The sequence below is a fragment of the Parafrankia irregularis genome (genome assembly GCF_001536285.1).
In the GTDB taxonomy this organism is placed as follows: domain Bacteria; phylum Actinomycetota; class Actinomycetes; order Frankiales; family Frankiaceae; genus Parafrankia; species Parafrankia irregularis.
Genome location: NZ_FAOZ01000008.1, coordinates 294,564 through 317,057 on the forward strand (window position 1 = coordinate 294,564; position 22,494 = coordinate 317,057).

Annotated in this window: 20 protein-coding genes; 14 read left to right on the plus strand and 6 right to left on the minus strand. The window is 72.1% G+C overall.

Going from position 1 to position 22,494, the window contains the following annotated elements:
- Positions 1-8 precede the first annotated feature (8 nt).
- The 7 genes from AWX74_RS15950 (at position 9) to AWX74_RS15980 (ending at position 7,920) form a co-directional block, all read left to right on the plus strand.
- Positions 9-1,721, plus strand: a complete 1,713-nt coding sequence (locus tag AWX74_RS15950) for a class I adenylate-forming enzyme family protein (RefSeq protein ID WP_091277363.1) — start codon at positions 9-11, stop codon at positions 1,719-1,721.
- Positions 1,722-1,849: 128 nt separating this feature from the next.
- Positions 1,850-3,187, plus strand: a complete 1,338-nt coding sequence (locus AWX74_RS15955; RefSeq protein ID WP_091277365.1) for an ABC transporter substrate-binding protein — start codon at positions 1,850-1,852, stop codon at positions 3,185-3,187.
- A gap of 24 nt (positions 3,188-3,211) precedes the next feature.
- Entirely contained in the window at positions 3,212-4,273 is a 1,062-nt protein-coding gene (locus AWX74_RS15960) for an LLM class flavin-dependent oxidoreductase (protein WP_091277367.1), read from the plus strand.
- On the plus strand, positions 4,270-5,319 hold the full coding sequence (locus AWX74_RS15965; protein WP_091277369.1) for an aminoglycoside phosphotransferase family protein: 1,050 nt from the start codon (positions 4,270-4,272) through the stop codon (positions 5,317-5,319). The genes AWX74_RS15960 and AWX74_RS15965 overlap by 4 nt, the downstream gene beginning before the upstream one ends.
- 88 nt (positions 5,320-5,407) lie before the next feature.
- Positions 5,408-6,514, plus strand: a complete 1,107-nt coding sequence (locus AWX74_RS15970; protein WP_091277547.1) for an ABC transporter substrate-binding protein — start codon at positions 5,408-5,410, stop codon at positions 6,512-6,514.
- A 282-nt stretch (positions 6,515-6,796) separates the two neighbouring features.
- Positions 6,797-7,147, plus strand: coding sequence for a class I adenylate-forming enzyme family protein (locus tag AWX74_RS15975; RefSeq protein WP_226930774.1), 351 nt, complete (start codon positions 6,797-6,799; stop codon positions 7,145-7,147).
- A gap of 131 nt (positions 7,148-7,278) precedes the next feature.
- Positions 7,279-7,920: a PadR family transcriptional regulator gene (locus AWX74_RS15980; RefSeq protein WP_091277371.1), complete on the plus strand. Its 642-nt coding sequence runs from the start codon at positions 7,279-7,281 to the stop codon at positions 7,918-7,920.
- A 92-nt stretch (positions 7,921-8,012) separates the two neighbouring features.
- On the opposite strand, the gene AWX74_RS15985 is transcribed toward AWX74_RS15980, so the two are convergent.
- Positions 8,013-10,172 (minus strand): acyl-CoA dehydrogenase family protein, encoded by a 2,160-nt coding sequence (locus tag AWX74_RS15985; protein ID WP_091277373.1) that lies wholly within the window; start codon positions 10,170-10,172, stop codon positions 8,013-8,015.
- A gap of 202 nt (positions 10,173-10,374) precedes the next feature.
- Here AWX74_RS15985 and AWX74_RS15990 point away from each other — a divergent pair, with 202 nt between their 5' ends.
- The 5 genes from AWX74_RS15990 (at position 10,375) to AWX74_RS16010 (ending at position 15,838) form a co-directional block, all read left to right on the plus strand.
- Positions 10,375-11,001, plus strand: coding sequence for a TetR/AcrR family transcriptional regulator (locus AWX74_RS15990; RefSeq protein WP_091277375.1), 627 nt, complete (start codon positions 10,375-10,377; stop codon positions 10,999-11,001).
- 333 nt (positions 11,002-11,334) lie between these two features.
- The gene (locus tag AWX74_RS15995) at positions 11,335-12,543 is read left to right on the plus strand and encodes a CaiB/BaiF CoA transferase family protein (protein ID WP_091277377.1); all 1,209 of its coding nucleotides are present in this window, start codon (positions 11,335-11,337) and stop codon (positions 12,541-12,543) included.
- Positions 12,540-13,673: a prenyltransferase/squalene oxidase repeat-containing protein gene (locus AWX74_RS16000; RefSeq protein WP_226930773.1), complete on the plus strand. Its 1,134-nt coding sequence runs from the start codon at positions 12,540-12,542 to the stop codon at positions 13,671-13,673. Before AWX74_RS15995 ends, AWX74_RS16000 begins: the two co-directional genes overlap by 4 nt.
- Positions 13,674-13,848: 175 nt before the next feature.
- Positions 13,849-14,688 carry an SDR family oxidoreductase gene (locus tag AWX74_RS16005; protein WP_091277379.1) on the plus strand — a complete coding sequence of 280 codons (840 nt, stop codon included), beginning with the start codon at positions 13,849-13,851 and terminating at the stop codon, positions 14,686-14,688.
- A gap of 322 nt (positions 14,689-15,010) precedes the next feature.
- Positions 15,011-15,838 carry an SDR family NAD(P)-dependent oxidoreductase gene (locus AWX74_RS16010; protein ID WP_091277381.1) on the plus strand — a complete coding sequence of 276 codons (828 nt, stop codon included), beginning with the start codon at positions 15,011-15,013 and terminating at the stop codon, positions 15,836-15,838.
- Positions 15,839-15,867: 29 nt separating this feature from the next.
- On the opposite strand, the gene AWX74_RS16015 is transcribed toward AWX74_RS16010, so the two are convergent.
- The gene (locus AWX74_RS16015) at positions 15,868-17,067 is read right to left on the minus strand and encodes an RNA-guided endonuclease InsQ/TnpB family protein (protein ID WP_091277383.1); all 1,200 of its coding nucleotides are present in this window, start codon (positions 17,065-17,067) and stop codon (positions 15,868-15,870) included.
- Positions 17,064-17,486 (minus strand): IS200/IS605 family transposase, encoded by a 423-nt coding sequence (gene tnpA, locus AWX74_RS16020; protein WP_091277385.1) that lies wholly within the window; start codon positions 17,484-17,486, stop codon positions 17,064-17,066. Before tnpA ends, AWX74_RS16015 begins: the two co-directional genes overlap by 4 nt.
- A 95-nt stretch (positions 17,487-17,581) precedes the next feature.
- Between tnpA and AWX74_RS16025 the strand changes: the two genes are divergently transcribed.
- Together AWX74_RS16025 and AWX74_RS16030 are read left to right on the plus strand one after the other, a co-directional pair.
- Positions 17,582-18,445 (plus strand): TIGR03620 family F420-dependent LLM class oxidoreductase, encoded by an 864-nt coding sequence (locus tag AWX74_RS16025; RefSeq protein WP_091277386.1) that lies wholly within the window; start codon positions 17,582-17,584, stop codon positions 18,443-18,445.
- A gap of 173 nt (positions 18,446-18,618) precedes the next feature.
- The gene (locus AWX74_RS16030) at positions 18,619-20,322 is read left to right on the plus strand and encodes a class I adenylate-forming enzyme family protein (protein ID WP_207550339.1); all 1,704 of its coding nucleotides are present in this window, start codon (positions 18,619-18,621) and stop codon (positions 20,320-20,322) included.
- A gap of 37 nt (positions 20,323-20,359) precedes the next feature.
- Here the strand turns inward: AWX74_RS16030 and AWX74_RS40030 are convergent, their stop codons facing one another.
- From AWX74_RS40030 to AWX74_RS16045, 3 genes are read right to left on the minus strand one after another with little or no spacing between them, the layout of a single operon-like run.
- A complete protein-coding gene (locus tag AWX74_RS40030) occupies positions 20,360-20,653 on the minus strand; it encodes an SDR family oxidoreductase (RefSeq protein WP_091277389.1) in 294 nt (97 codons plus the stop codon).
- The gene (locus AWX74_RS16040) at positions 20,650-21,735 is read right to left on the minus strand and encodes an NADPH:quinone oxidoreductase family protein (protein WP_091277391.1); all 1,086 of its coding nucleotides are present in this window, start codon (positions 21,733-21,735) and stop codon (positions 20,650-20,652) included. Before AWX74_RS16040 ends, AWX74_RS40030 begins: the two co-directional genes overlap by 4 nt.
- Positions 21,736-21,737: 2 nt before the next feature.
- On the minus strand, positions 21,738-22,493 hold the full coding sequence (locus AWX74_RS16045) for an SDR family NAD(P)-dependent oxidoreductase (RefSeq protein ID WP_091277393.1): 756 nt from the start codon (positions 22,491-22,493) through the stop codon (positions 21,738-21,740).
- Position 22,494 lies beyond the last annotated feature (1 nt).

Below are 22,494 nucleotides of genomic sequence, written 5' to 3' on the forward strand. Positions count from 1 at the left end.
CTGCCCCGATGACCAGCGCCGCGTTACCGATACCGGCTTCCACCACACCGGTTTCCGCCGCCCCCGGTCTGGCCGCCGCCACCCTCTGGCAGCTCGTGCGGCGACGTGCCGACGCGACGCCGGACGTTCCCCTCCTGCTCGACGACCTCGGCCGCAGCCTCACCGCCGCCGGGCTGCGCGACGCGGCGGCGGCCACCGCCGGCGGGCTGCTGGACCTGGGGGTCGGCCACGACTCGGTGGTGAGCTGGCAGCTGCCGACCTCCCTGGAGGCGGTGGTGCTGGCCGTGGCCTGCGCACGGCTCGGGGTCAGCCAGAACCCGATTGTGCCCACGCTGCGCGAGCGCGAGGTCTCGTTCATCGTCGAGCAGGTCGGCACCACCCTGCTGGCCGTCCCACCGACCTGGCGCGGGTTCGACCACCAGGCGATGGCCACCGCGATCGGTGCCACCCGTGGCTCCCGCATCCTCGTGGTCGACCACCGCGCCGCCGCCGCTGCCGGCGAGCTCGGCCTCCCGACGGCCCGCAGCCCACTCCCGCCTCCCCCACCGCTCACGGTCGGTGTGGAGCAGGAGATCCGCTGGATCTACTACACATCCGGGACGACGGCAGCACCGAAAGGCGTGCTGCACACCGACGCCTCGGTGATGGCCGCCGCGGCCGGCTCGGTCACCGCGATGCGCCTCGGCCCGGACGACGTCTACCCGATCGCCTTCCCGATCGGGCACATCGGCGGCACCGTCATGCTCGCCGCCGCCCTGGCGTCCGGTACGCGGCTGCTGCTGGTGGACACCTTCGACCCGGCGACCAGCCCGCTGACGATGGCGGCGCACGGCGCGACCATCCTGGGCTCGGCGACACCGTTCCTACGGGCGTACCTCGCGGCCCAGGCCGACCAGCACCACAGCGACCAGCACCGCGGCGACCAGCACCGCGGCGACGCGGACGGCGCTGCCGCGGCCCTGTTCCCGCGGCTGCGGGTGGCGGTCAGCGGTGGCGCGGCCAAACCCGCCGGCCTGCACCGGGAGATCGCCGACGGGCTCGGTGGACGTGGCCTGGTGTCGAGCTGGGGCATGACCGAGTTCCCGCTCGCCACCCACGGCGCCCTGGACGACACCGACGACGACCTGGCCCGCACCGAGGGCCGCGCGACGCCCGGCGTCGAGATGCGCGTCGTCGGGCCGGACGGCCTGGACTGCCCGGCCGGCGTCGACGGCGAGCTGCTGGTCCGCGGCCCGCAGATGTTCGCGGGCTACCTCGCCGCGGCCGAGTCGGGTGCGGGCCGTCGGCGGCCGATCGGCGAGCGGCGGTCACGCCCGGCGGAGCTGTTCGACCCGGACGGCTTCTTCCGCACCGGCGATGTCGGCGTCGTCGGCCCGCGTGGGCATGTCCGGATCTCCGGCCGGCGCAAGGACATCGTGATCCGCAACGCCGAGAACATCTCGGCGAGCGAGGTCGAGGAGGTCATCGCCACCCATCCGGCGGTCGGCGAGGTCGCCGTCATCGGACTGCCCGACCCACGTACCGGCGAACGCTGCTGTGCGGTGATCACCCTTGTTCCCGGGGCGGCCCCGGTCGGCCTCACCGACCTGGCCCGCCACTGCGAAGACGCCGGCCTCGCCCGCTACAAGATCCCGGAACAGGTCGAGATCGTCGACGTCCTTCCCCGCACCGACATGGGGAAGATCGCCAAGCCCGTCCTCCGGAATCGGTTCCAGCCCTGACACCCCGATCGACCGTCACCCCCCATGGCCCGGGGCTCCCGTAGTTCTCCGGACCCGCGTCCCCTTCCGCGCCTCGGCAGGGGCACCTGAAACCCGCTTCCCGCACCTGAACGCCCACGGAGGAACCGATGAGACGATCCAGGACCGGCCTGGTCATCGCCAGTGTTCTCTTACTCGGCATCGCCGCATGTGGCGGCGGAGACGACTCCGCTGCCACAACGGCGATCGATCAGAAGATGTTCGACCCGGGACCGGCCACCGGCTGGGACAACACGGGCCTTTCCGTGGACCCGGCCAGCCTGAAATGCGCCGACCCGGGCGGCCCGCAGGCCCGCGGCGTGACCGACACCGAGATCCGGGTCGGTGGCCTGTTGAGCATGACCAGCGCCGCCGGGGTGGCGCTCGCGGCTGCCGAGGCCGGGGCGAAGGTCCGGTTCGACCGTGCCAACGCCGAGGGCGGCGTGAACGGCCGAAAGATCAACTATGTGGGCACCCTCGACGACGGAAGCGACCCGGCCCGCAACGTCTCCCAGGCCAAGGCACTCGTCAACGAAAACGTCTTCGCGGCCGTTCCGACGATGGTCCGCTCGCCCAACTATCGGGACACCTTCTGCAACGACGGCGTGCCCTACTTCGGCTGGGGCACCCAGGAGGCGTACTGCGACACCGCGATCGGCTTCGGTATCACCGGCTGCCTGGTTCCCAGCTCGGGGCACAGCACCAGCTCGGCGTGGGGCATGGTCGGGCGGTCGATTCTCGGTGACAAGGCCACCGGCGGCAGCGTCGCGGCCATCGGGACCGACCAGGACAACGCACGTCTCGGTCTCGCGAGCATCACCAGGTCCTTCGAGCAGTCCGGGATGGAGGTCGTCTACGACAAGAGCCCGGTACCGGCAGCCGGGCTGGCCGACGCCACCCCGATCATCGGGGACGTCATGAGCGCCGACGGTGGCGCGCCGCCCGACCTGGTCGTGCTGACCACGGACTTCGGGCCGACCGCGAAGATCGCCGAGGCACTCGCCGCCGCCGGCTACCAGGGCGCGGTCCTGAGCGCCGTCGGCTACGACCCACGGCTGGAGGGGTACGCAGGGCTCCAGGGCACCTACACGCTGCTCCAGTGGTCATCGACACAGACTGACTCGCCCGCGATGGAGCAGCTCGAGGCCGACTTCGCCAAGTACGCCCCGGACCAGGCGGTAGGGCTGGTCGCGATGGCCGGTTACTGGTCTGCCGACTTCTTCCTCGACGCGGTGGCCAAAACCGGCAAGGACCTCACCGTCGACAATCTGTTGAAGACCATCAACGGCGGTGGCTACACCTTCCACCGGGACGGCGCGCTCGCCGAGACGCAGTGGCCGCTCAACCACACCATCTCGGCGCCGTGTGCCAGCACGGTCAAGCTGCAGGACAAGAAATACGTCGAGACCCTGAAGCTGTCCTGCGGCGCCCCGCTGCCCAGCAGCTGACCATCGACCGACCAGCGGCCCATCATGGATGCGACAGACTCGGCGGCGCGACAGACGCCGCGGACTCGACAGGCACGCGACCTGCTCACGGGCGGCGAGGTGACGGTCGGCTGTGTGGCACCGCGGTCCCGGGCCGGGGTCGCCGCGCTGGAAGCGGCGGGCGCGGACACGCTCTGGGTCGGCGGGCATGTCGCCTCGCCGAACCAGAGCCCGGAGGCGATGGCGTGGCTGGCCCGGCTGAGCGCGCAGGCGGAACGGGCCGTGATCGGCACAGCGGTCCTGCTCCTGCCGCTGTACCAACCCGCCATCGTCGCCAAGCAGATCGCCGATCTCGACACGGCCACCGACGGCCGGATCGCGCTCGGGATCGGAGTCGGCGGCGAGTACCCGGCCGAGTTCGACGCCTGCGGGGTGCCGCTGGCCGGTCGGGGCCGCCGTACCGACGAGGCGATCGGGGTGCTGCGTGATCTGTGGGGCGGCACCCCGGTCGACCGGCCGGGCCCGCTTTTCCCGATGACGGGCGTACGGATCGGCCCGCCACCGTGCCAGCCGGGTGGGCCGCCGGTCATCGTCGCCGGCCGCCGGGAGCCGGCGATGCGCCGCGCCGCCCGGCTGGGCGACGGCTGGATGCCCTACCTGTACTCCGCCGAGCGCTACCGGCGGTCCGTCGACATCGTCCGAGCCGAGGCACATGCGGCCGGCCGTACCCTGGACGGTTTCGTCTGGGCGGCGTACCTGCCGGTCGTGGTCGACGACGACAACGAGGTCGCCCGGCGGCGCGCGGCGGAGTTTCTCGGCGGGACCTACCGGCAGGACTTCCTGCCGATGGTCGACCGAGTCGCCGTCGCCGGGACCCCGGCGCAGGTGGAGGCACGGCTGCACGACTACATCCGAGCCGGCGCCCGCCACCTGGTGCTCCTGCCGGCCGTCCGTGACGGCGGTGACGACCTGCTCCTGCATCTCATGACGGACATCGCCCCGCGGCTGCGCACGGCACCCACGGAGCAGCCGTCCACCGCCAGCCCACCGAGGCCGGACCGCGGCGACAGCGACAGCGGCAGCAGCGACAAGAGAGGCTACGCATGACCGTTCCCGTTCCCGGCACGCTCGACGAGATGCTGTCGCCGGACTGGCTGACCGGCGCGCTCGGCGCCCGGTTCCCCGGCATCGCCGTCACCGCGGTCACGCCAGGATCCGTGATCAGCCGGATCGCCACCAACGCCCGGTTCCGGATCGAGTGCGCGGACGGTGTCCCGGCAGGGCTCTCCCCCGATCTGTGCGGCAAGGGCTACTTCACCGAGGCAGGCCACGCGTTCCGGCACGCGGGGATTCCGGAGGCCTGCTTCTACCGTGACGTCGCGGCCAGATCGGGCGTACGCACGCTGCGCAGCGTCTACGCCGACGTCGACCCGCGGGAGCGGCAGGGCGTCGTCATCACCGAGGATGTGATCGTCGAAGGCGCGGAGTTCCTCGACGCACGTAGCGACTACACGCCCGACCAGGCCGCCGAGAGCCTTGCGCAGCTCGCCACGCTGCATGCCTCGACCTGGGGTGCCGCCGACCTCGCCACCACCGAGTGGCTCGCCCCGCGGCTGACCAGCTACCTCCAGCTGCGCGGGGTGGACGACATCCGGGTCAACTTCGACGGGCCGATCGGCGCCGGCGTGCCAGCGGAGGTGCGCGACGCCGATCGGCTGGTGCGCGCCTACCGGTCGCTCGCCACGCTGACCGCGCAGGACGACGAGCCCTGGTGCGTGATCCACGGCGACGCCCATGTCGGGAACGTCTTCCTCGACGGCGCGGGCCGGCCGTCCTTCCTCGACTGGCAGCTGGTCCAGCGCGGGCCGTGGTACCTCGACGTCGGCTACCACATCGCATCCGCGCTGACCGTCTCCGACCGCCGCCGGACCGAACGGGACCTCGTCGCGCACTACCTCGACCGGCTTCGGGCGGCCGGGGTCGAGGCGCCGCCTGACAACGCCGTCTGGCCGGGGATCGGGCGCGGCATCATCCATGGCCTCTACCTGTGGGCCATCACCCTCAAGGTCGACCCGGCGGTCACCAGCCTGCTGCTGACGCGGCTGGGTACCGCCGCGGCTGACCACGACGCCCTCACCGCATTCGACCGATGACCCGCGTTGTTACAACCACCCACCTCGCCGGACACGACCGATGAAAAGCCGGAACCAGCGTCAGACCGAACAGGACGGAGTACGGACGATGACGACGTCGATCGAGGACCGCTGGCTGCGCCTCGAGCCGATCAGGATCGGCTGGCTGGGCATGGAATGGCAGCGTTTCAAGCGAGAAATCCAGATGGCCTTCGACGAGGGCATCGAGCGCGGCCTGCTCGACCGCCGCTACGAGTTCCTCTTCGAGGACAACGCGGGCCTGCCCCAGGGCACCGCCAAGGGCGGCATCGACGCGTTCAACCGGCTGGTGGACGCCGGCTGCCTGGCGGTGGTCGGCGCCAACTACACCGACTCGGCGATGGCGCTGGCCGAGCACGCGAACGCCCGGAAGGTCCCGCTCATCAGTATGTGCGGAACGGACGCGTTCCACGGCGAGTACTGCTTCAGGCTCGGCAACGGTGACGTCGGTGGCGACCCCGCGTTGATGGTCAACTGGCTGAAGCGCGAGGGTCACCGCCGCGTGGCGGTCGTCATGCCCTGGTCGCCGATCAGCCCCGAGTACGTCCGGTTCTTCCACCAGGAGTGCCGCCGGCTCGGCATCTCGGTCGCCGCCGTCGAGTCGATCACGAACAAGACCACCACCGACGAGCTCGCGGAGAAGTTCGCCCTGCTGCGCGATGCGAAGGCCGATGCGCTGGCCTGGCTCGGCTACGGCGGCCTGGTCGTGAACGGGACGGTCCGCGCGGCGCTGGAAAAGATCGACTGGGATCCGCCGCGGATCATGACCACCGCGTTCATGCAGTACATCTGGGGCTTCGAACAGCTGGAAGGCTGGGTCGGCATCGACCAGTGGTGCCCGGAGAACCCGCGCATGCACCGGTTCCACGAGCGGTTCGTCGCCCGCTACGGCGAGGACCCCTGGATGTGGCCGAACGCCATTCCCGGCCTCGCCTACGACATGGCTGCCACCACCGTTGAGGCCCTGCATCGCGCCACCGTCCTGACCGGCCAGGGCGTCAAGGAGGGGATCGAACGGATCCGTTTCATGCCAGCCGTCACCGGCGGCCCGAACACCCACATCGCCGGCGGCCCGTTCGACCACCAGCTGTTCAAGGGCGACTGGCTGCACTTCGGCCGGGTCCGCGACGGCAAGCTCGAGTTCGCCGGCCTCTTCGAGCCGACCGACGACTACTGACGACTACTGACGACATTCAGGGCGTCCGGCGCCTGGTCAGCCGCCGGACCGCACCGCCGGATTCATGAGAGCAGACGCCGGCCGGCCCGAGAACAGAGGCCGGCCGGCCCGTCGGCGTCGATCGGAAGGGCAGAAATGCTTCGGTGGCCCGACCTTCACCGAGTTCCAGAATCGGTTCGCCCGAGGCTCGTCGGGCCCGGTGCGCCATTCGAACTGGCCCGCGAGGACGTTCGCGGTGGGTCGGCGACGAACGCCGCCTCGAACGGCTCGCCAGGATGACGGATGTACCTGGAGAGCCGCCTGCGCGACATGATCATCCGTGGCGGCGAGAACATCTACCCGATCGAGATCGAGAACCGGCTGATCGAGCATCCGGGCGTCGCCGAGGCCGCGGTGATCGGGGTGCCACACGAAAAGCTCGGCCAGGAGGTGCTGGCCGTACTGGTCCCGCGCGACGGGACCACCCTCGACCCGGCGGACGTACGCGACTGGGTTGCGGCCACGCTGGCCGCCTTCAAGGTCCCCGCCCGGGTACGCGTTGTCGACGCGCTTCCCCACAACGCGTCCGGCAAGGTCATCAAACGCGATCTCGAGGACCGTTTCGCCACGGGCGCCGATCTTCCACACCCCTGACCCGGCGGCGTCCAGCCGGTTCCGGAGCTGCCGTCCATCGAACCGACGAAGGACGGGCTCGTCGCTCACCGGCCGGCGTGTGACAGCCTGGCGCGGCATCGATGTGACGCCGTGCGAAAGGGAGTGCAGCAGTGCCCCGACGGGACGCGGCCGGACTGCCGCCGACCAGCTACGCGGTACTCGGGCTGTTGGCAGTCGCGGACGTGCCGTTGTCCGCGGTCGAGCTCAAGACCCGCGCGGACTTCAGCCTGCGGTTCTTCTACTGGGCACCGGCGGTCAGCCACATCCGCAAGGAGCTGGCCCGCCTCGGCGAGCTGGCGCTCGTCACCGCCGAGGTGGTGCCGGCGCCGCGGGCCCGGCACACCGTCGTCCATGAGATCACCCCAGCGGGCCGGGCGGTGCTGCGCGGCTGGCTGGACGACCTGCCCGACGACGAGCCCGTCGTCGTCAAGGATTCCGTCCTTCTGCGGGTGTGGCTGGGTGCGGAGGGCGAGCCGGAACAGATCGTGCGGCTGCTCGACCAGCACCTGGAGCGGACCCGGGCCGCGATCGACGAGCTGCAGTGGGGCCGCCGGCGAGCCCGTGAGGTCCGCCTGGACAGCGTGACGCGGCTGCGTCACTCCCACGCGGTCGGCGACTACGTGCTGCGCCGGATGTACGCCGAGCTCGCGAACCTCACCCAGCTGCGGGACCAGATCGCCGATCGGCCGACCGAGCCACGCCCGCCGACGGCCGGCCCGCCGCCCCTGCACGACTACGACGAACCGGAATGACGACCCCGGAATGACGACCGGCGGCACCCGTCTGGCCAGCCCAGGTCAGGGCGCACGCGGGGCCGCGGCGTGCGCCGGTCGGCGGGAACGGTTCAGATCGCCAGCGGGTCGCGCGGCAGGCCGAGAATGCGTTCCGCGATCTGGTTGCGGGCGATCTCCGAGGTTCCGCCCGCGATCGTCGCCGCGCGGGAGATCAGCTGGCGCCATCCGACGCCGCCGAGCTCGTCGCTGAACGCGGTCTGTTCACCGACGAGGTCGGCGGCCAGGGTCGCGGTTCGCTGCGCGTGCTCGGCGACGACCAGCTTGGTGATGTTGCCCTCCGGCCCTGGGGCGCCACCGGCGACCGCCCGCTCGGCGCGGCGCAGGTTCAGCTGGCGCAGCGCGAGGTTCTCGGCCAGATGCGCGCCGATCCGGGACTCGGCGCCGGGCAGCCGGTGACCGTGCGCCCGGTACAGGTCGAGGTAGTCGACCGATCCCATCATGTCGACGCTGCCACCGAGGCTGACCCGCTCGTTGCCGAGAGTCGCGCGGGCAACCGTCCAGCCCGCTCCCGGGACCCCGACGACGTCGGCGTCCGGGACGAAGACGTCCGTGAAGAAGACCTCGTTGAACATGCTGTCGCCGGTGCTCTGGCGCAGCGGGCGGATCTCCACCCCGGGCGCGGTCATGTCGATCACCAGGGTGGTGATGCCCTGGTGCTTGCCGGCCCCGCGCTCGGTGCGCACCGTGGCCAGGCCCCAGCGGGCCCGGTGCGCGTCGGAGGTCCAGACCTTCTGGCCGTTGACCACCCAGCCCCCGTCGGCCCGCACCGCCGAGGTCCGCACGGCGGCGGCGTCGGAGCCGGCGGCCGGCTCGCTGAACAGCTGGCACCAGATCTCGTCCCCGGCCAGCGCGGCCCGGACCCACCGTTCGACCTGGTCGGAGCTGCCGTGCTGGATCAGGGTGAGGATGACCCAGCCGGTGATCGACAGGTTCACCCGCGCGACGCCGGCGGCGCCGAACTCCTCCTCGATCACCAGCTGCAGGCCGGCGGGAGCCTCGATGCCCCACGGCTTCGGCCAGTGCGGCTGCACGTAGCCGGTCTCGATGAGGCGCTGGCGCTGCTCGGCCGCGGGCAGCGCGGCGAGCTCGGCCGCGAGCCTCCGGACGCGCGGTCGCTCCGCCTCGACCTCGGGCGGCAGGTCGAGAGCCGTCGAGCGGGTCACCCCGGCCGCGCTCAGGCGGGTGACGTCGGCCGCCGCCGCGATCGGTGAGAACAGGGCGCTGAGCACCACGGCGCGCCGCTGCAGCAGGTGGGCGTCGTGCTCCCAGGTGAAGCCGATGCCGCCGTGCAGCTGGGTGTTGCGCTCCGCGTTGGTGACGAAGGCCGGCATGGCAAGCGCTGCCGCAGCCGCCGCGGCCAGCACGAACTCGTCCTGGGAGCCCGCGGCGGCCCGCGCCGCGTCCCAGGTCGCCGCGGTACCGAGCTCGGCCGCGACCAGCATGTTCGCCAGGTGGTGCTTGACTGCCTGGAAGGTGCCGATCGTGCGGCCGAACTGCTCGCGGACCTTCGCGTACTCGGTCGCGGCCGTCACGCATTCATGGGCACCGCCGACCGCCTCGGCGGCGACCAGCGTACGGACGAGCGCCTGCGCGAAGGGGCGGGCCCCGGCGAGGACGGCGTCGGTGGCGATCGGGACGTTGTCGAGGCGCAGCCGCGCTGACGGGCGGGAACGGTCGAGGTTCGACGCCGGTACCTCGACCGTGACCCCTGATGCGGCGGTCGAGATCAGCATCAGGTCGTCGCCGACCGCGACCAGCACGATCTCGGCCAGGGCGCCGCCGAGCACGGCACCGGCATCACCGGTAAGCACGTCGCCGCCACGCGTCAGCGTCCCGCCGAGGCCGATCGCCGCCACCGTCTCGCCACCGGCGAGGCCGGGCAGCAGCCGGGCACGCAGGTCCGGGCTGCCCTTGGCCGCGATGACCGCGGAGACCGCCAGCGTCGGCAGCACCGGGCCGGGGGCGAGCGCCCGGCCGAGTTCCTCGACCACGGCGACGAGTTCCGGCAGCCCCGCCCCGCCGCCGCCGAACTCCTCTGGGAGGTGCAGGCCGAGCAGGCCCAGGGAGGCGAGTCCCTTCCAGAAGTCCGGCACCGTTGTGGGCGGCGCGTTCAGCAGTTCCCGGCCCGCGGCCCGCGCCCCGTGGCTCTCCAGACAGGCCCGCGTTGTACGCGCGATCTCCTGGTGCTCGTCGCTGATGGCGATCGCCATGACGCCTCCGCTTCGCCGCGCCCATTAAGGGTGAGATTTCAGACGAACTCGTTCTGTAATAGGCGCAAAGTATTCGACCGACCAGCCGGCGTCAAGACGGCCCAGGACCCGCGCCCGGCCATGGCCACCACCGTCGGATCGTGCACCAGGGGGGACACCCACGTGATCAACCGATCATGTGGGGCTGTGGGATGGTGGGGCGATGTCCACCCCTCCCAGGCGCCGTATCGGTCGTCCCGTGGATCCGACCATCGAGGAGAAGGTCACCGGCGCGGCGATCCAGATCTACGCCGAGGTGGGTTGGTCAGGCTTCACCTTCGACGCGATCGCGGCCCGTGCCGGCGTCGGCAAGGCCGCCATCTACCGCCGCTGGTCCTCCAAGATGGAGATCCTCTCCAGCGCCTTCGCGGCGACGCAGCCGGACCTCGTCGAGCTTCCGGACACGGGCAGCATCCGCGGCGACCTCCTCGCGCTGGCCCTGGCCCTGCTCGACCGCCTGGACCAGCCCGCGGGGATCGCGGAGATCCGGCTCCTCCTGGACACCAAGCTGTACACGGGAGACGTCGCCTTCCCGGACATCGACCCGGGCAGGCGGCGCAGCCGCGCGCTGGTCCGGGAGGGGGTGAACCGCGCGATCGAGCGGGGCGAGCTCCCGCACGGCACCCGCCCCGAAATGATCGTCGACGCGGTCCGCGGGACCATCATCCACAACTTCCTCCTCCTGCCGTCGGACAAGACCGACGTCTGGCACGCCCGGCGGGACGCCTACGCGGAGGAGGTCGTGGATCTGGTCCTGGCGGGGGTCCACGCCCGCGCCGCGATCAGCTGATCGCGGCCGGACTCCGGACTCCGGACTCCGGATTCCGGACCCCGGGCTCCCGACCCCCGTATTGATCCGGACGACTCTCGTCCGGAACTCTTGACTCCGCGCTTGCGGCGGCCTTAGCGTGCCGCCGAGCACACATCGCCGGACTTCGCCCTGGTTCGCCCGGCCGCTTCCGGCCGGAAGTCTCGTCGGTGCACGCACTCGCACCTGATCCGCGCGGCGCCGGGCGGCTCCGCGGCGGGAAGTAGCCGCACTCCCCGAACCGGCACAGGACTCAACGCGTCCGGGTGCCCGGCAGGCCGGTTCCACTCGTCAAGAGCACGTTCGGAGACAGGAATGACCGATAGCACGCTCGGCGGTGCGACCACGGAGGTCGAGCCTGTTCCACCCACGCCTCGCCGTGGCGGCCCGCTCGCGCGCCTGCGCGTCGTTGAGCTGGCCGGCATCGGGCCTGGCCCGCACGCCGCCATGCTGCTCGCCGACCTGGGCGCGGACGTCGTGCGCGTCCAGCGTCCCGGGGCGGCCGGCATGAACGATCTGATGCTGCGCAACCGTCGCTGGATCGGCGCGGACCTCAAGGACCCCGCCGGACGGGAAGCCGTGTTGGGGCTGGTGGAGCACGCGCATGTGCTGATCGAGGGGTTCCGCCCCGGCACGACCGAGCGCCTGGGGCTGGGCCCGGACGACTGTCTCGCCCGCAATCCGCGGCTGGTCTACGCACGGATGACCGGGTGGGGGCAGAGCGGGCCGCTGTCCCAGCGGGCCGGCCACGACATCAACTACCTGTCGCTGACCGGGCTCCTGCACGCGATCGGCCCCGCGGACGCCCCACCCGTCCCGCCGCTCAATCTCGCCGGGGACTTCGGCGGAGGCTCGATGTTCCTGGTCACCGGAGTGCTGGCGGCTCTGTGGGAACAGGCGGTCTCCGGGCGCGGGCAGGTCGTGGACGCCGCCATGGTGGACGGGGCCAGCGTGCTCGGGCAGATGGCCTGGGCGCATCGGGCCATGGGGGTCTGGTCGGACGAGCGGTCGTCGAACATCCTCGACGGGGCCGCGCCGTTCTACCGCACCTACGTCTGCGGGGACGGGCGCTACGTCGCGGTCGGCGCGATCGAGCCGCAGTTCTACGCCCAGCTGCTCGCCGGCGTCGGGCTCACCGCCGAGGAGCTGCCGGGCCAGTACGACCGGGCCGGGTGGCCGGTGGTGGGCGCTCGTCTGGCCGGGATCTTCGCCACCCGCCCGCGCGACGAGTGGGCCGCGGTGTTCGCCGGCACCGACGCCTGCGTCACGCCGGTTCTCGCGTTCGGCGAGGTGTCGACCCATCCGCACATGGCCGAACGACAGACGATCGTGACGGTCGACGGCGTGGAACAGGCCGCCCCCGCGCCGCGCTTCACCCGCACCCCGACCGCCGCCCCGATCGGCCCGCGGCCCACGGGCACGCCGATCGAGGACGTCCTGGCCGGCTGGAGGCAACAGACGGCGGCGCCGGAGCCGGCGCCACCGCCCGTCGAACTCGACCAGCGGACCCCACGGACACCATGAGCCACACATACGCCCTGCCGTCCGACGGCACGCCGACGCTCCTCACCCGCGCGGCGATCATCGAGACGGCCGATGCCATCGCGGCGATGCAGGAACCCGACGGGGCGATTCCCTGGTCCCCCGGCGACCACACCGATGCCTGGGACCATCTCGAGTGCGTGATGGCCCTGCAGCTGGCGGGGCGGTCCGACGCCGCCGCCGCGGGGTGGGAGTGGCTGGCACGCAGCCAGCGCCCGGACGGCTCCTGGCCGATGCGGACAGTGGCCGGTGTCGTCGAGGACGCGGGTGCGGACAGCAACCAGTGCGCGTACGTCGCCGCCGCCGCCTGGCACCACTGGCTCATCACCGGCGACCGCGAACACGCGGCCCGCGTGTGGCCGGTGGTGCGGGCCGCGCTCGACTTCGTCCTGGACCTGCAGCAGCCGGCCGGGCAGGTGTGGTGGGCCCGCGCGGCCGACGGCAGTCCGCACCCCGAGGCACTGCTCACCGGGTGCTCCAGCACGCTGCACAGCCTGAGATGCGGCCTCGCCCTGGCCGACCTCGTCGGTGAGCCGCGGTCCGAGTGGGAGCTCGGGGCCGGGATGCTGCGGCACGCGCTGCGCACTCGTCCCGAGCTGTTCGGCCGCCGGGACCGCTGGTCGATGGACCTGTACTACCCGGTGATCGGCGGCGTGTTCCGCGGCGCCGAGGGGCGGGCCCGGCTGCGGTCGCGCTGGGACGACTTCGTCGTCGCCGGGCTGGGTGCCCGCTGCGTCGACGACCAGCCGTGGGTGACCGGTGCCGAGACCTGCGAGCTGGCCATCGCCCTGCATCTGGTCGGGGAGACCGAGGCGGCCTGTCAGCTGGTGCGCGACATCGGGCACCTGCGCCACGACGACGGCAGCTACTGGACCGGCTGGCAGTTCGAGGCCGAGGCCAACTGGCCCGAGGAACGCAGCTCCTGGACGGCCGCGGCGGTGATCCTGGCCGTGGACACGCTGGCCGGTGGGGTGACCGAGACCCTCTTCCGCGGCGACGATCTGCCCACCGGCCTCGTTTTCCCGCGCGACGAAACCGCGGTCCGTCCAGGGCCGGACGAGGTCCTTCTCCCACGGCCGCGGATGGGCCAACTCGACGAGCGCCGCAAGTAACGCGCCCGCGCCCGCACCAGGTCGACTGCTACCGTCAATGTCGACGTCAAGGTCGACAGTCTCTGACCGTCATCGGTCGTGTGGTGCGCGGGGATGCTGGTGCCGGAGCTGAGCAGAGCGCGGCCCCACCGTCCCCCTGGCCTTGGCCGCGGCTGTTGAGATGACGGAGGCAGTGATGAGCAAGGACGTGGTGGTCGTCCTCGGTGTGGGTGGCATGGGCGCGGCGATCGCCCGCCGGTTCGGTGGATCGCGAACCCTGTTACTCGCCGACGCCAACGACGACACGCTCGCGGCGGTCGCGGGCGCGCTGCGGGATGAGGGGCACGAGGTCGTCACCCGTCCCGTGGACGTGGCCGAGGGAGAGTCCGTCGCCGCGCTGGCGGACGTCGCCGCCGGCCTGGGCCCCGTCACACATGTCGCCCACACGGCCGGCCTCTCGATGGCACAGGCGGCGCCGGACGCGATCATCCGGGTGGACCTGCTCGGTGTCGCGCACTTCCTCGACGAGTTCGCACGCGTCGTCGCGCCCGGCGGAGCAGGCGTGGTCATCTCCAGCACCGCCGGGCACTTCGCGCCGCGGCTGCCCGCCGACCAGGAGCGGGCACTGGCCATCACGCCGGCCTCCGAGCTGCTGGAGCTCCCGTTCCTGTCGAGCGAGGTCGTCACGGAACCGGCCAGCGCCTACAGCCTGGCCAAGCTGGGGGCGATGCTGCGCGTGCGGGCGGCGGCTCCGTCCTGGGGGCGGCGCAAGGCCCGCGTCAACTCGGTGAGCCCGGGGGTGATCTCGACGCCGATGGGGCGCCTCGAACTGGACGGGCCCTGGGGTGACGCGCTGCGCTCCGTCACCGACACGGCCCCCGCGGGACGGATCGGAACACCGGACGACGTGGCCGACGCGGTCTCGTTCCTGCTCGGCCCCCAGTCGACGTTCATCACCGGCACGGACCTCCTGGTGGACGGTGGTTCGGTCGCGATGAGCCTGAGCGAGAGCTGGGCTCGTCACCCACTCCGGTAGGCGTGGCGGCCATACGAGGGGCGAGATGGTCATGGATGTCCCAGGTCTCCGGTGAGACAGATCTGTCGTACTGTGTCGCTGTACAACGTCGGACAAAAGCTGTCTCGCCGTTCGTGATCGCTCCGCGTCCACCGGCACGGGCGTCCGCCGGCGCGGGGCAGGACCGTCGCCGGTTCCGTCACCCGATCCGGTTCCGCATCCGGCGGGCCGCGGGCTCGGACAGGACACCAGCGGCGCCCACACTGCCAGGAGGCCGCCAGATGGCGCGAGATGTTCACAGCGGGGACCAGCACAGCCGTCCCTTACGGCGAGTCGAGGGCCGATGACGAGCGGCGCACGCTCCGGGTGGGTCGGTGTGGTCACCGGGGCCGCCAACGGCATCGGCAGGGCCGTCACCAGGCGGTTCGTCGCCGAAGGCGGGAGAGTCGTCGGCGGTGACATCGACGAGGCGGGCCTGGCGGCGCTGAGCGCCGAGCTCGGCCCCGATGCCTTCGCGGCCGCCCGGTGCGACGTGACCGACGAGGACGACGTGGCGGCACTGGTCGCGCTGGCCTCGGCCAGGTTCGGCGGCCTCGACGTCGTGGTCGCCAATGCTGGTGGCGGAACTCTCGGCGAGGTCGCCGACCACGATTTCGGCGAGTGGCGGCGGATTGTCGATCTGAGTCTGCACGGGGCGTTCCTGACCCTCAAGCACGGCGGGCGGGCACTGCGGGAGGCTGGGCGCGGAGGTTCGATCGTCACGGTCGCGAGCCTCAACGCGGTGCAGCCCGGCCGCGGTGTGGCGGCCTACTGCGCGGCGAAGGCGGGTGCCGTGGCGCTGACCGAGGTCGCCGCGCTGGAGCTGGGCCGGCACGGAATCCGGGTGAACGCGGTCGCCCCGGGCCTGGTCCGCACCGGGCTCACCGGCGGTGTGTGGCACCTGCCCGGTCTGGTCGACGAGTTCGTCGACAACGCCCCCCTCGGCCGGTTCGCGGAACCGGAGGAGATCGCGAACGTCATCTACTTCCTCGCCTCGGAGCAGGCGTCCTTCGTCTCCGGCTCCCTGTACAGCGTCGACGGGGGCGCGCGGACCGGGCGCTATCCCGACATGATCGCCGGAATGGAGCGGGCGATCCGCTCCGCCGGGGTCTCTCCGGAAGGCAGGGCGTGACTACTCCGACGGCTGAAGCCGTCGGCTTCTCAGGCCGCTTGCGCGACCTGACGGGCCAGCCCGGCCCGCAGGATGTTGACCGCCGCGTTGACGTCGGCGTGCGCCGTGTGCCCGCAGGCGACGCAGGCAAACACCGCCTGGGTCGTGCGGTTCCCGGCGGCACAGTGGCCGCATTCGGCGCAGGTGCGGGACGTGTTGAGGGCGGGAACCGGGACCACCGTCCGTCCGGCGCTTTCAGCCTTGGCGTGCAGGATTCCCAGGAACACCCCCCATCCCGCGTCGTGGATCGACCGGTTCAGCCCGGACTTAGCCGCCTGCCCGTTCGGCAGGAACACCCCCGGGTCGTCGGGATCGGGCCTGGCCTTGGCCCGGCGGACCATACCCTTGATGTTGAGGGCCTCGTGGGCGACCAGGTCATGGTCGCGGACCAGCCCGAGCGCCGTCTTGTGCGCGAGGTCAGCGCGCTGGCGGCCGACCTCGCGGTGCAGCCCGGCGACCCGGGCGACGGCCCTGCCCCGCCGATTCGAGCCACGCTTCTTCCGCGACAGGTCCCGCTGCGCGTCGGCGAGCCGGCCCGCGGCGCGTTCCAGGAACTGGGGGTTGCCGTAGTGCCGACCGTGGCTGGTCGTCGCCAGCGAGGCGATCCCGAGGTCGACGCCGACCACAGCGCCGGTCGGCGGCAGCGGTTCGGCGGGCACACCGTCGCAGGACAGGACCACGTACCAGCGCCGCCCCTCCCGCTTGACCGAGACCGTCTTGACGACGCCGGCGACGGGGCGATGCTGGTTGACCTTGACGTGGCCGACACCCTGGAGACGGACGAACGTCTGGGTGGGGTTGTCGGGCTGGGAGTCCCAGCGGCAACCGTCACCGTCCTTCGGCCAGTCGACGGTGTCGAACCAGCCGGCGCCTTTGAAACGCGGGTAACCGGGCGTCTCGCCTGCCTTGACCCGGCGGAAGAATGCGGTGAACGCCCTGTCGAGCCGGCGCAGCGTCGCCTGCTGCGACGAAAACGACCAGCGGGCCTGGCCCGGGTCGTACGCCCGGATCTCCTTCAACTGGGCCGACTGGTCCCCATACCTGACCCTCGTCTTCGACGGGTGCCGGTAGGCATCTCGCCGCTCCCGCAACGCCGCGTTGTAGAGGTCTCGGTGGTCGTCGAGCATCACGACCAGCGCGACGGCCTGCCGCGCCGTGGGCCGCAACTGGAACTTGAAGGTCCGTCTCAACGGGCTACACCCCTGCGCCACGGGCGTTCGTTCTGCGTGTCGATGTACCGCTGGACCGTGTCGGCGGACACCGCGCCGACGGTGGCGACGAAGTACGACCGCGACCAGAGCGTGGGAAGCCGGGAGCGCAGGTGCGCGAACTCGCCGCGTAGCACGTGGGACGTAAAGCCCTTGAGCTGGTTGGCGATGTACGACGGGGCGTGCTTCGGGTGAGCTTTCACGAACAGGTGCACGTGATCGGGCTCAATCTCCAGTGCGACGACCGACCAGTCATGCTCGGCGCACTTCTCGCGGATCAGCCCGTCAAGCCGATCTCGGACCGGACCGACGAGGACAGCGCGGCGGTACTTCGGGCACCACACGACGTGGTAGCCGAGGTCATAGGCGCCACCCGCGCCGACCCCCACCGTGCGGGACATGCCGCTGATTATGCCAGCGTGGCCGGTATAATCATTGCGGTCCGCACCGGATTCCCCTGTCGCCTGAAGGCGACAGTTCCCTCCGGAGGTACCCGATGAAACTCTCTGGCGTCGGTGTGTGGAGCCAGCAGCTGCGCTACAGCGACCTCGGCGAAGCCGCCGAGGCGGCCGCCGAGCTCGAGGAGCTCGGCTTCAGCGCGCTGTGGATCCCGGACATGGGCGGAGACACGTTCGAGGCCGCCGAGCGCCTGCTCGCCGCCACTAGCTCCGTCGTCGTGGCGACCGGCGTCCTCAACCTGTGGTACTGCCCGGCGGAGCAGGCGGCCGCCTCCCATGCGGCGCTGGCGGCGAAATACGACAACCGGCTGCTGCTCGGCATCGGGGTCAGCCATGCGATCGCCGTGGACTCCACGGCGGAGCCCGGCAGATACCGGCGGCCGCTGACCGCGATGAAGACCTACCTGGACGGCCTCGACGCCGCGGAACAGCCCGTCCCCCAGGACAGCCGGGTCCTCGCCGCGCTCGGCCCCCGCATGCTGGAGCTCGCGTCCAGGCGGGCCCGCGGTGTCCATCCCTACCTGGTCACGCCGGAGCACACCCGGATCGCGCGGGAGGCGGTGGGCGACGGTCCGCTCGTGCTGCCCGAGCAGGCCGTCGTCCTGTGCTCCGACAAGGAGGAGGCCCAGGCGATCGCGGGCGGGTGGCTGCGCGGCTACCTCTCCCTCCCGAACTACGCCAACAGCCTGATCCGACTGGGATTCGAGCCCGACGAGGTGGCAGCCGCGGACGGCAGGGTGTTCGACGCGATGATCGCCTGGGGGGACGAGGCGGCGGTCAGGCGCAGGGTGGAGGAGCACCGGGCCGCGGGCGCGGACCACGTCACCCTCCAGGTGCTCACCGCGGACCAGACCGCCTTCCCCCGTGAGGAGTGGCGCAGGCTCGCAGCGGCTCTGCTTTAGCCGGGCTGGACGTCCTGCCGTTCCCAGCTTCCCCGCTCACCGGGCGCTGTCGCCACCGCCGGCCGCGCCCGGGCGCTCGGGACTGTTGCGTCTACCCCCGAGCGCGCTGGATGATTGGATAAATTATCCGAGGAGCACCAGAGCCACCGGTACAACCTGAGAGGTCACCGCCGTTGCTCAGCAACCAGGAAATTCACGAGGCACTCTGCGCACCGGGGCAGTTCTTCGAGTGGGAGACCGTCGAGGTACGCGGCGTGCCGACCCGGACCTGGAAGAACGCTCCCCGAAACCTCGGTGCCGTCCTCGCTCAGGGAGCGGCGGCCGGCGGCTCACGGGATTTCATCGTCCTCGGCGAGGAACGGATCTCCCACGTTCGGCACCTCCAGCTCGTCGAGGCCCTCGCCGCCTCACTCGTCGACGAGCTCGGCGTCCGCAAGGGCGACCGGGTGGCGATCGCGATGCGCAACATCCCGGAATGGTCGATCGCGTTCTTCGCCGCGGCCAGGGTCGGCGCCGTCGCCGTGGCGCTGAACTCGTTCGGCAACGGCGCCGAGCTCGCCTACACCCTCGACGACTCCGCCGCCACGGTCGTCATCGCCGACGGTGAGCGGATCGAGCGGCTCGCGACCGTCGCCGGCGCGCTCGACGGGCGCACGGTCATCGGTACCCGGCTCGACGACCGCAAGGGCACCGCCGACCTGCCCGCGGGAATCCTGCCTTTCTCGGCGCTCACCGAACGGGAGCACGGCCCCGTCGACGTCGACGTCGAGCCCGACGACCTCGCCACGATCTTCTACACCTCCGGCAGCACGGCCAATCCCAAGGGCGTCGTGGGAACCCACCGCAACGCCTGCGCGAACCTCATGAACATGATGTTCGTCGGCGCCCGCACCATGCAGCGCGACGCGACGCCGTCGGCAACTCCCGCGGGGCCGACCGTCCAGATGCTGTCGGTGCCCCTGTTCCACGCCACCGGCTGCCACGCGACGCTGGTCGGCACCGCCGCCTTCGGCGGGACCCTCGTCCTCATCCGCCGGTGGGACGCGGAGGTCGCCCTCGATCTCATGGAGCGCGAGCGGGTCACCTCCTTCTCCGGTGTGCCGACGATGCTGTGGGACCTCCTCAACGCGCCGTCGGTCGACCGCCGCGACCTCAGCGCCCTGCAGAGGTTCGGCGGCGGGGGCGCCGCCTCGCCGCCGGCGCTCTCACGCCGCATCCGCGAGCGGTTCCCCACCGTGATCGCGGCAACGGGCTACGGCCTGACCGAGACCTCGGCGCTCACCACCTCGATCAACGGCTCCGACTACCAGAACCGGCCCGCGAGCGTCGGCGCACCCGTCCCGGTGGCCGAGGTGCGCATCGTCGGTGACGACGGCTCGGACGTCCAGCCCGGCGACTCCGGGGAGATCTGGGTCCGGGGGCCGAACGTCTGCGCCGGCTACTGGAGCCGGACCGAGCTGGCCGCGGTGCCGTTCGAGGACGGCTGGCTGCGCAGCGGCGACCTCGGGCGCTTCGACGACGAGGGCTTCCTCTACATCGTCGACCGGCTGAAGGACATCGTCATCCGGGGCGGCGAGAACATCTCGACGCTCGAGGTGGAGGCCGCGCTGATGGAGCACCCGGCCGTGCTGGAGGCGACCGTCTTCGCGGTGGGGCACCCGACCCTCGGCGAGGAGGTCGGCGCGGTCGTCCATGTCGCGGCCGGCTCACCGAGCACCGCCGACGACCTGCGCGCGCATGTCGGCACGCTCCTCGCCGCACACAAGGTCCCGGCCCACGTGTGGCTGTCCGCGGAGCCGCTGCCCCGCAGCGACACCGGCAAGCTGCTCAAGCGCGCCATCCGGGCCACCTACTCGCCCCTGGCCGGCAGCGCCTGACGGCGGCGGGCCGGGCCCAGCAGGCCCGGCCCGCCACTCAACGGCCCTGCGCGGACATGCCTCCGTCCACGGTGATCACCGCGCCGTTCACGAACGACGCCTCCGGCGCGGTCAACGCCACGATCATGTGCGCGACCTCCTCGGGGCGGCCGTAGTCGCCCGCGCGGTCGAGAACGGCCACCCGCACCCCCTGCGCCGCGAGCAGGCCGGCGGTGGCCTGGCCGATCCCACTCGCCCCGCCGGTCACCACCGCGACCCGCGGCCAGCCGGGCTGTGGCGTCTCCTGCGCGGCGGCCCGGTCCGCGGACCCGGCCGGGTCCGGCCCGCTCACCGGCCTCCGTCCTGATTGGCGGCCTGATCGGCGGCTGGCGCCGGCATCTCGATGACGACCTTGCCGAGCGCCCGGCGCTGCCGCACGACCCGCAGCGCCTCGGCCGCCTGCTCGAGCGGGAACCGGTGCCCGATCGACGGCCGGACCAGGCCCTGGCGGTACCAGTCGAACAGCGCCCGCATGTCCTGTTCGTTCGAGGCCGGGTCGCGCAGGGCGGACATCCCGTAGGCGACACCGATAATCGAGACGCACTTGAGGATGGTCTGGTTGACGCTCACGGTCGGGATGCCTCCCGCGAACCCGATCGTCAGATAGCGCCCATACCAGGCGAGGGAACGCAGCGGCTCGCGGATGTCGGTGCCGCCCACGGTGTCGAACACGACGTCGACCCCCTCGCCACCGGTGTGCCCGCGCACCAGCACCGAGAGGGCCTTCGGATCCCGCGGGTCGAGCTCCCGGTGGTCGATGACGACGTCGGCGCCGAGCTGGCGGACCAGCGCGGTCTTCTCGGCGCCGCCGGCGACCGCCAGAACCCGCGCGCCGGCCGCCCTGGCCACCTGGACGGCGGCCGAACCGCAGCCGCCGCTCGCCCCGGTGATCAGCACCGACTCGCCGGCCCGCAGGCCGCCGCGGCGGATCAGCCCGTGGTAGGCGGTGCCGTAGGTGATGGTGAACGCCGCGGCCTCGTCGTAGGGCATCTCGGCCGGGATGCGGTGCGTCTGCTGCCACGGCGGCACGGCGTCGGCCTCGGTGGCGAAGGCCCCGCTGCCGACGACCGACAGCACCCGGTCGCCGACGGCGATCCCGCCGGCCACTGCTGCGATCTCGGCTCCGACCTCAATAACGTCGCCGGCGACCTCCGTCCCGGGCACGAACGGCGGCTCCGTCCGGGCCTGGTACTCGCCGCGGATCATCAGCACGTCGGGATAGTTGACCGACGCGGCCCGGACCCTGATCCGGACGGCCTTCGGCCCCAGCGGCGCGCGGGGGCGGTCCCGCAGCTCCAGGGCGTCCTCGCCCACCAGGTCGGTGCAGACGACCGCGCGCACCGTCTCTCCGGCGGGGGTCACAGTCGATGTCAAGATCAGCCTCCGTCCAGCGCGAGCAGCGCGCCGGTCATGTAGGACGACGCGTCCGACGCGAGGAACAGCGCCGTTCCGATGATCTCGTCGGGGCCGGCGATCCGGCCGAGCACGATCCGGCCGGCGACCTGTTCGGCGAGCTCCGGCGTCGGGATCGAGCGGTCGAAGCTGTCCGTGTGGAAGCTCCCGCAGACGATCGCGTTCACCCGGACACCTCGGCTGCCGAGCTCGCTGGCCGCGGCGACGGTCAGCGCGTTCAGCCCGGCCTTCGCCGCCGCGTACACGACGGTGTGCGGGGCGGGGTGGGTCGCGGCCTTCGAGCTGATGTTGATCACCGATCCGCCCGGGGGCAGATGCTCGGCCGCGAGCCCGGTCAGCCGCAGCGGGCCCTTGAGGTTGACCGCGACCGTCTTGTCGAACAGCGCCTCGGTGACACCGGCCAGCGACGGTGGCACCGGCGCGATCCCGGCGTTGTTCACCAGCACGTCGAGCCGGCCCAGCTCGCCAACGGTCCGGGCGACCAGCCGCTCGCAGTCGTGCCAGTCGCCGACGTGCGCGCCGACCGCGAGCGCCCGGCGGCCCTGCGCCCGGATCTCGGCGGCCACCGGTTCGCAGGCCGCCGCCGTGCGGCTGGACACGACCACGTCGGCGCCGGCCGCGGCGAACCCGAGCGCGATGGCCCGGCCCAGCCCCCGGCTCGCGCCGGTGACCAGTGCCACCTTGCCGTCGAGGCGGAACGAGGGCCCCGGAGAGACCATC

What these genes read in the sequence shown, in the direction of transcription:
- AWX74_RS15965 (WP_091277369.1), top strand. Translation starts at nt 4,270, where the DNA reads ATGACCGTTCCCGTTCCCGGCACGCTCGACGAGATGCTGTCGCCGGAC.
- AWX74_RS15995 (WP_091277377.1), top strand. Translation starts at nt 11,335, where the DNA reads ATGACCGATAGCACGCTCGGCGGTGCGACCACGGAGGTCGAGCCTGTT.
- AWX74_RS15955 (WP_091277365.1), top strand. Translation starts at nt 1,850, where the DNA reads ATGAGACGATCCAGGACCGGCCTGGTCATCGCCAGTGTTCTCTTACTC.
- AWX74_RS15990 (WP_091277375.1), top strand. Translation starts at nt 10,375, where the DNA reads ATGTCCACCCCTCCCAGGCGCCGTATCGGTCGTCCCGTGGATCCGACC.
- AWX74_RS15970 (WP_091277547.1), top strand. Translation starts at nt 5,408, where the DNA reads ATGACGACGTCGATCGAGGACCGCTGGCTGCGCCTCGAGCCGATCAGG.
- AWX74_RS15950 (WP_091277363.1), top strand. Translation starts at nt 9, where the DNA reads ATGACCAGCGCCGCGTTACCGATACCGGCTTCCACCACACCGGTTTCC.
- AWX74_RS16045 (WP_091277393.1), bottom strand. Translation starts at nt 22,493, where the DNA reads ATGGTCTCTCCGGGGCCCTCGTTCCGCCTCGACGGCAAGGTGGCACTG.
- tnpA (WP_091277385.1), bottom strand. Translation starts at nt 17,486, where the DNA reads ATGTCCCGCACGGTGGGGGTCGGCGCGGGTGGCGCCTATGACCTCGGC.
- AWX74_RS15985 (WP_091277373.1), bottom strand. Translation starts at nt 10,172, where the DNA reads ATGGCGATCGCCATCAGCGACGAGCACCAGGAGATCGCGCGTACAACG.
- AWX74_RS16025 (WP_091277386.1), top strand. Translation starts at nt 17,582, where the DNA reads ATGAAACTCTCTGGCGTCGGTGTGTGGAGCCAGCAGCTGCGCTACAGC.
- AWX74_RS16005 (WP_091277379.1), top strand. Translation starts at nt 13,849, where the DNA reads ATGAGCAAGGACGTGGTGGTCGTCCTCGGTGTGGGTGGCATGGGCGCG.
- AWX74_RS15975 (WP_226930774.1), top strand. Translation starts at nt 6,797, where the DNA reads ATGTACCTGGAGAGCCGCCTGCGCGACATGATCATCCGTGGCGGCGAG.
- AWX74_RS15960 (WP_091277367.1), top strand. Translation starts at nt 3,212, where the DNA reads ATGGATGCGACAGACTCGGCGGCGCGACAGACGCCGCGGACTCGACAG.
- AWX74_RS16010 (WP_091277381.1), top strand. Translation starts at nt 15,011, where the DNA reads ATGACGAGCGGCGCACGCTCCGGGTGGGTCGGTGTGGTCACCGGGGCC.
- AWX74_RS16000 (WP_226930773.1), top strand. Translation starts at nt 12,540, where the DNA reads ATGAGCCACACATACGCCCTGCCGTCCGACGGCACGCCGACGCTCCTC.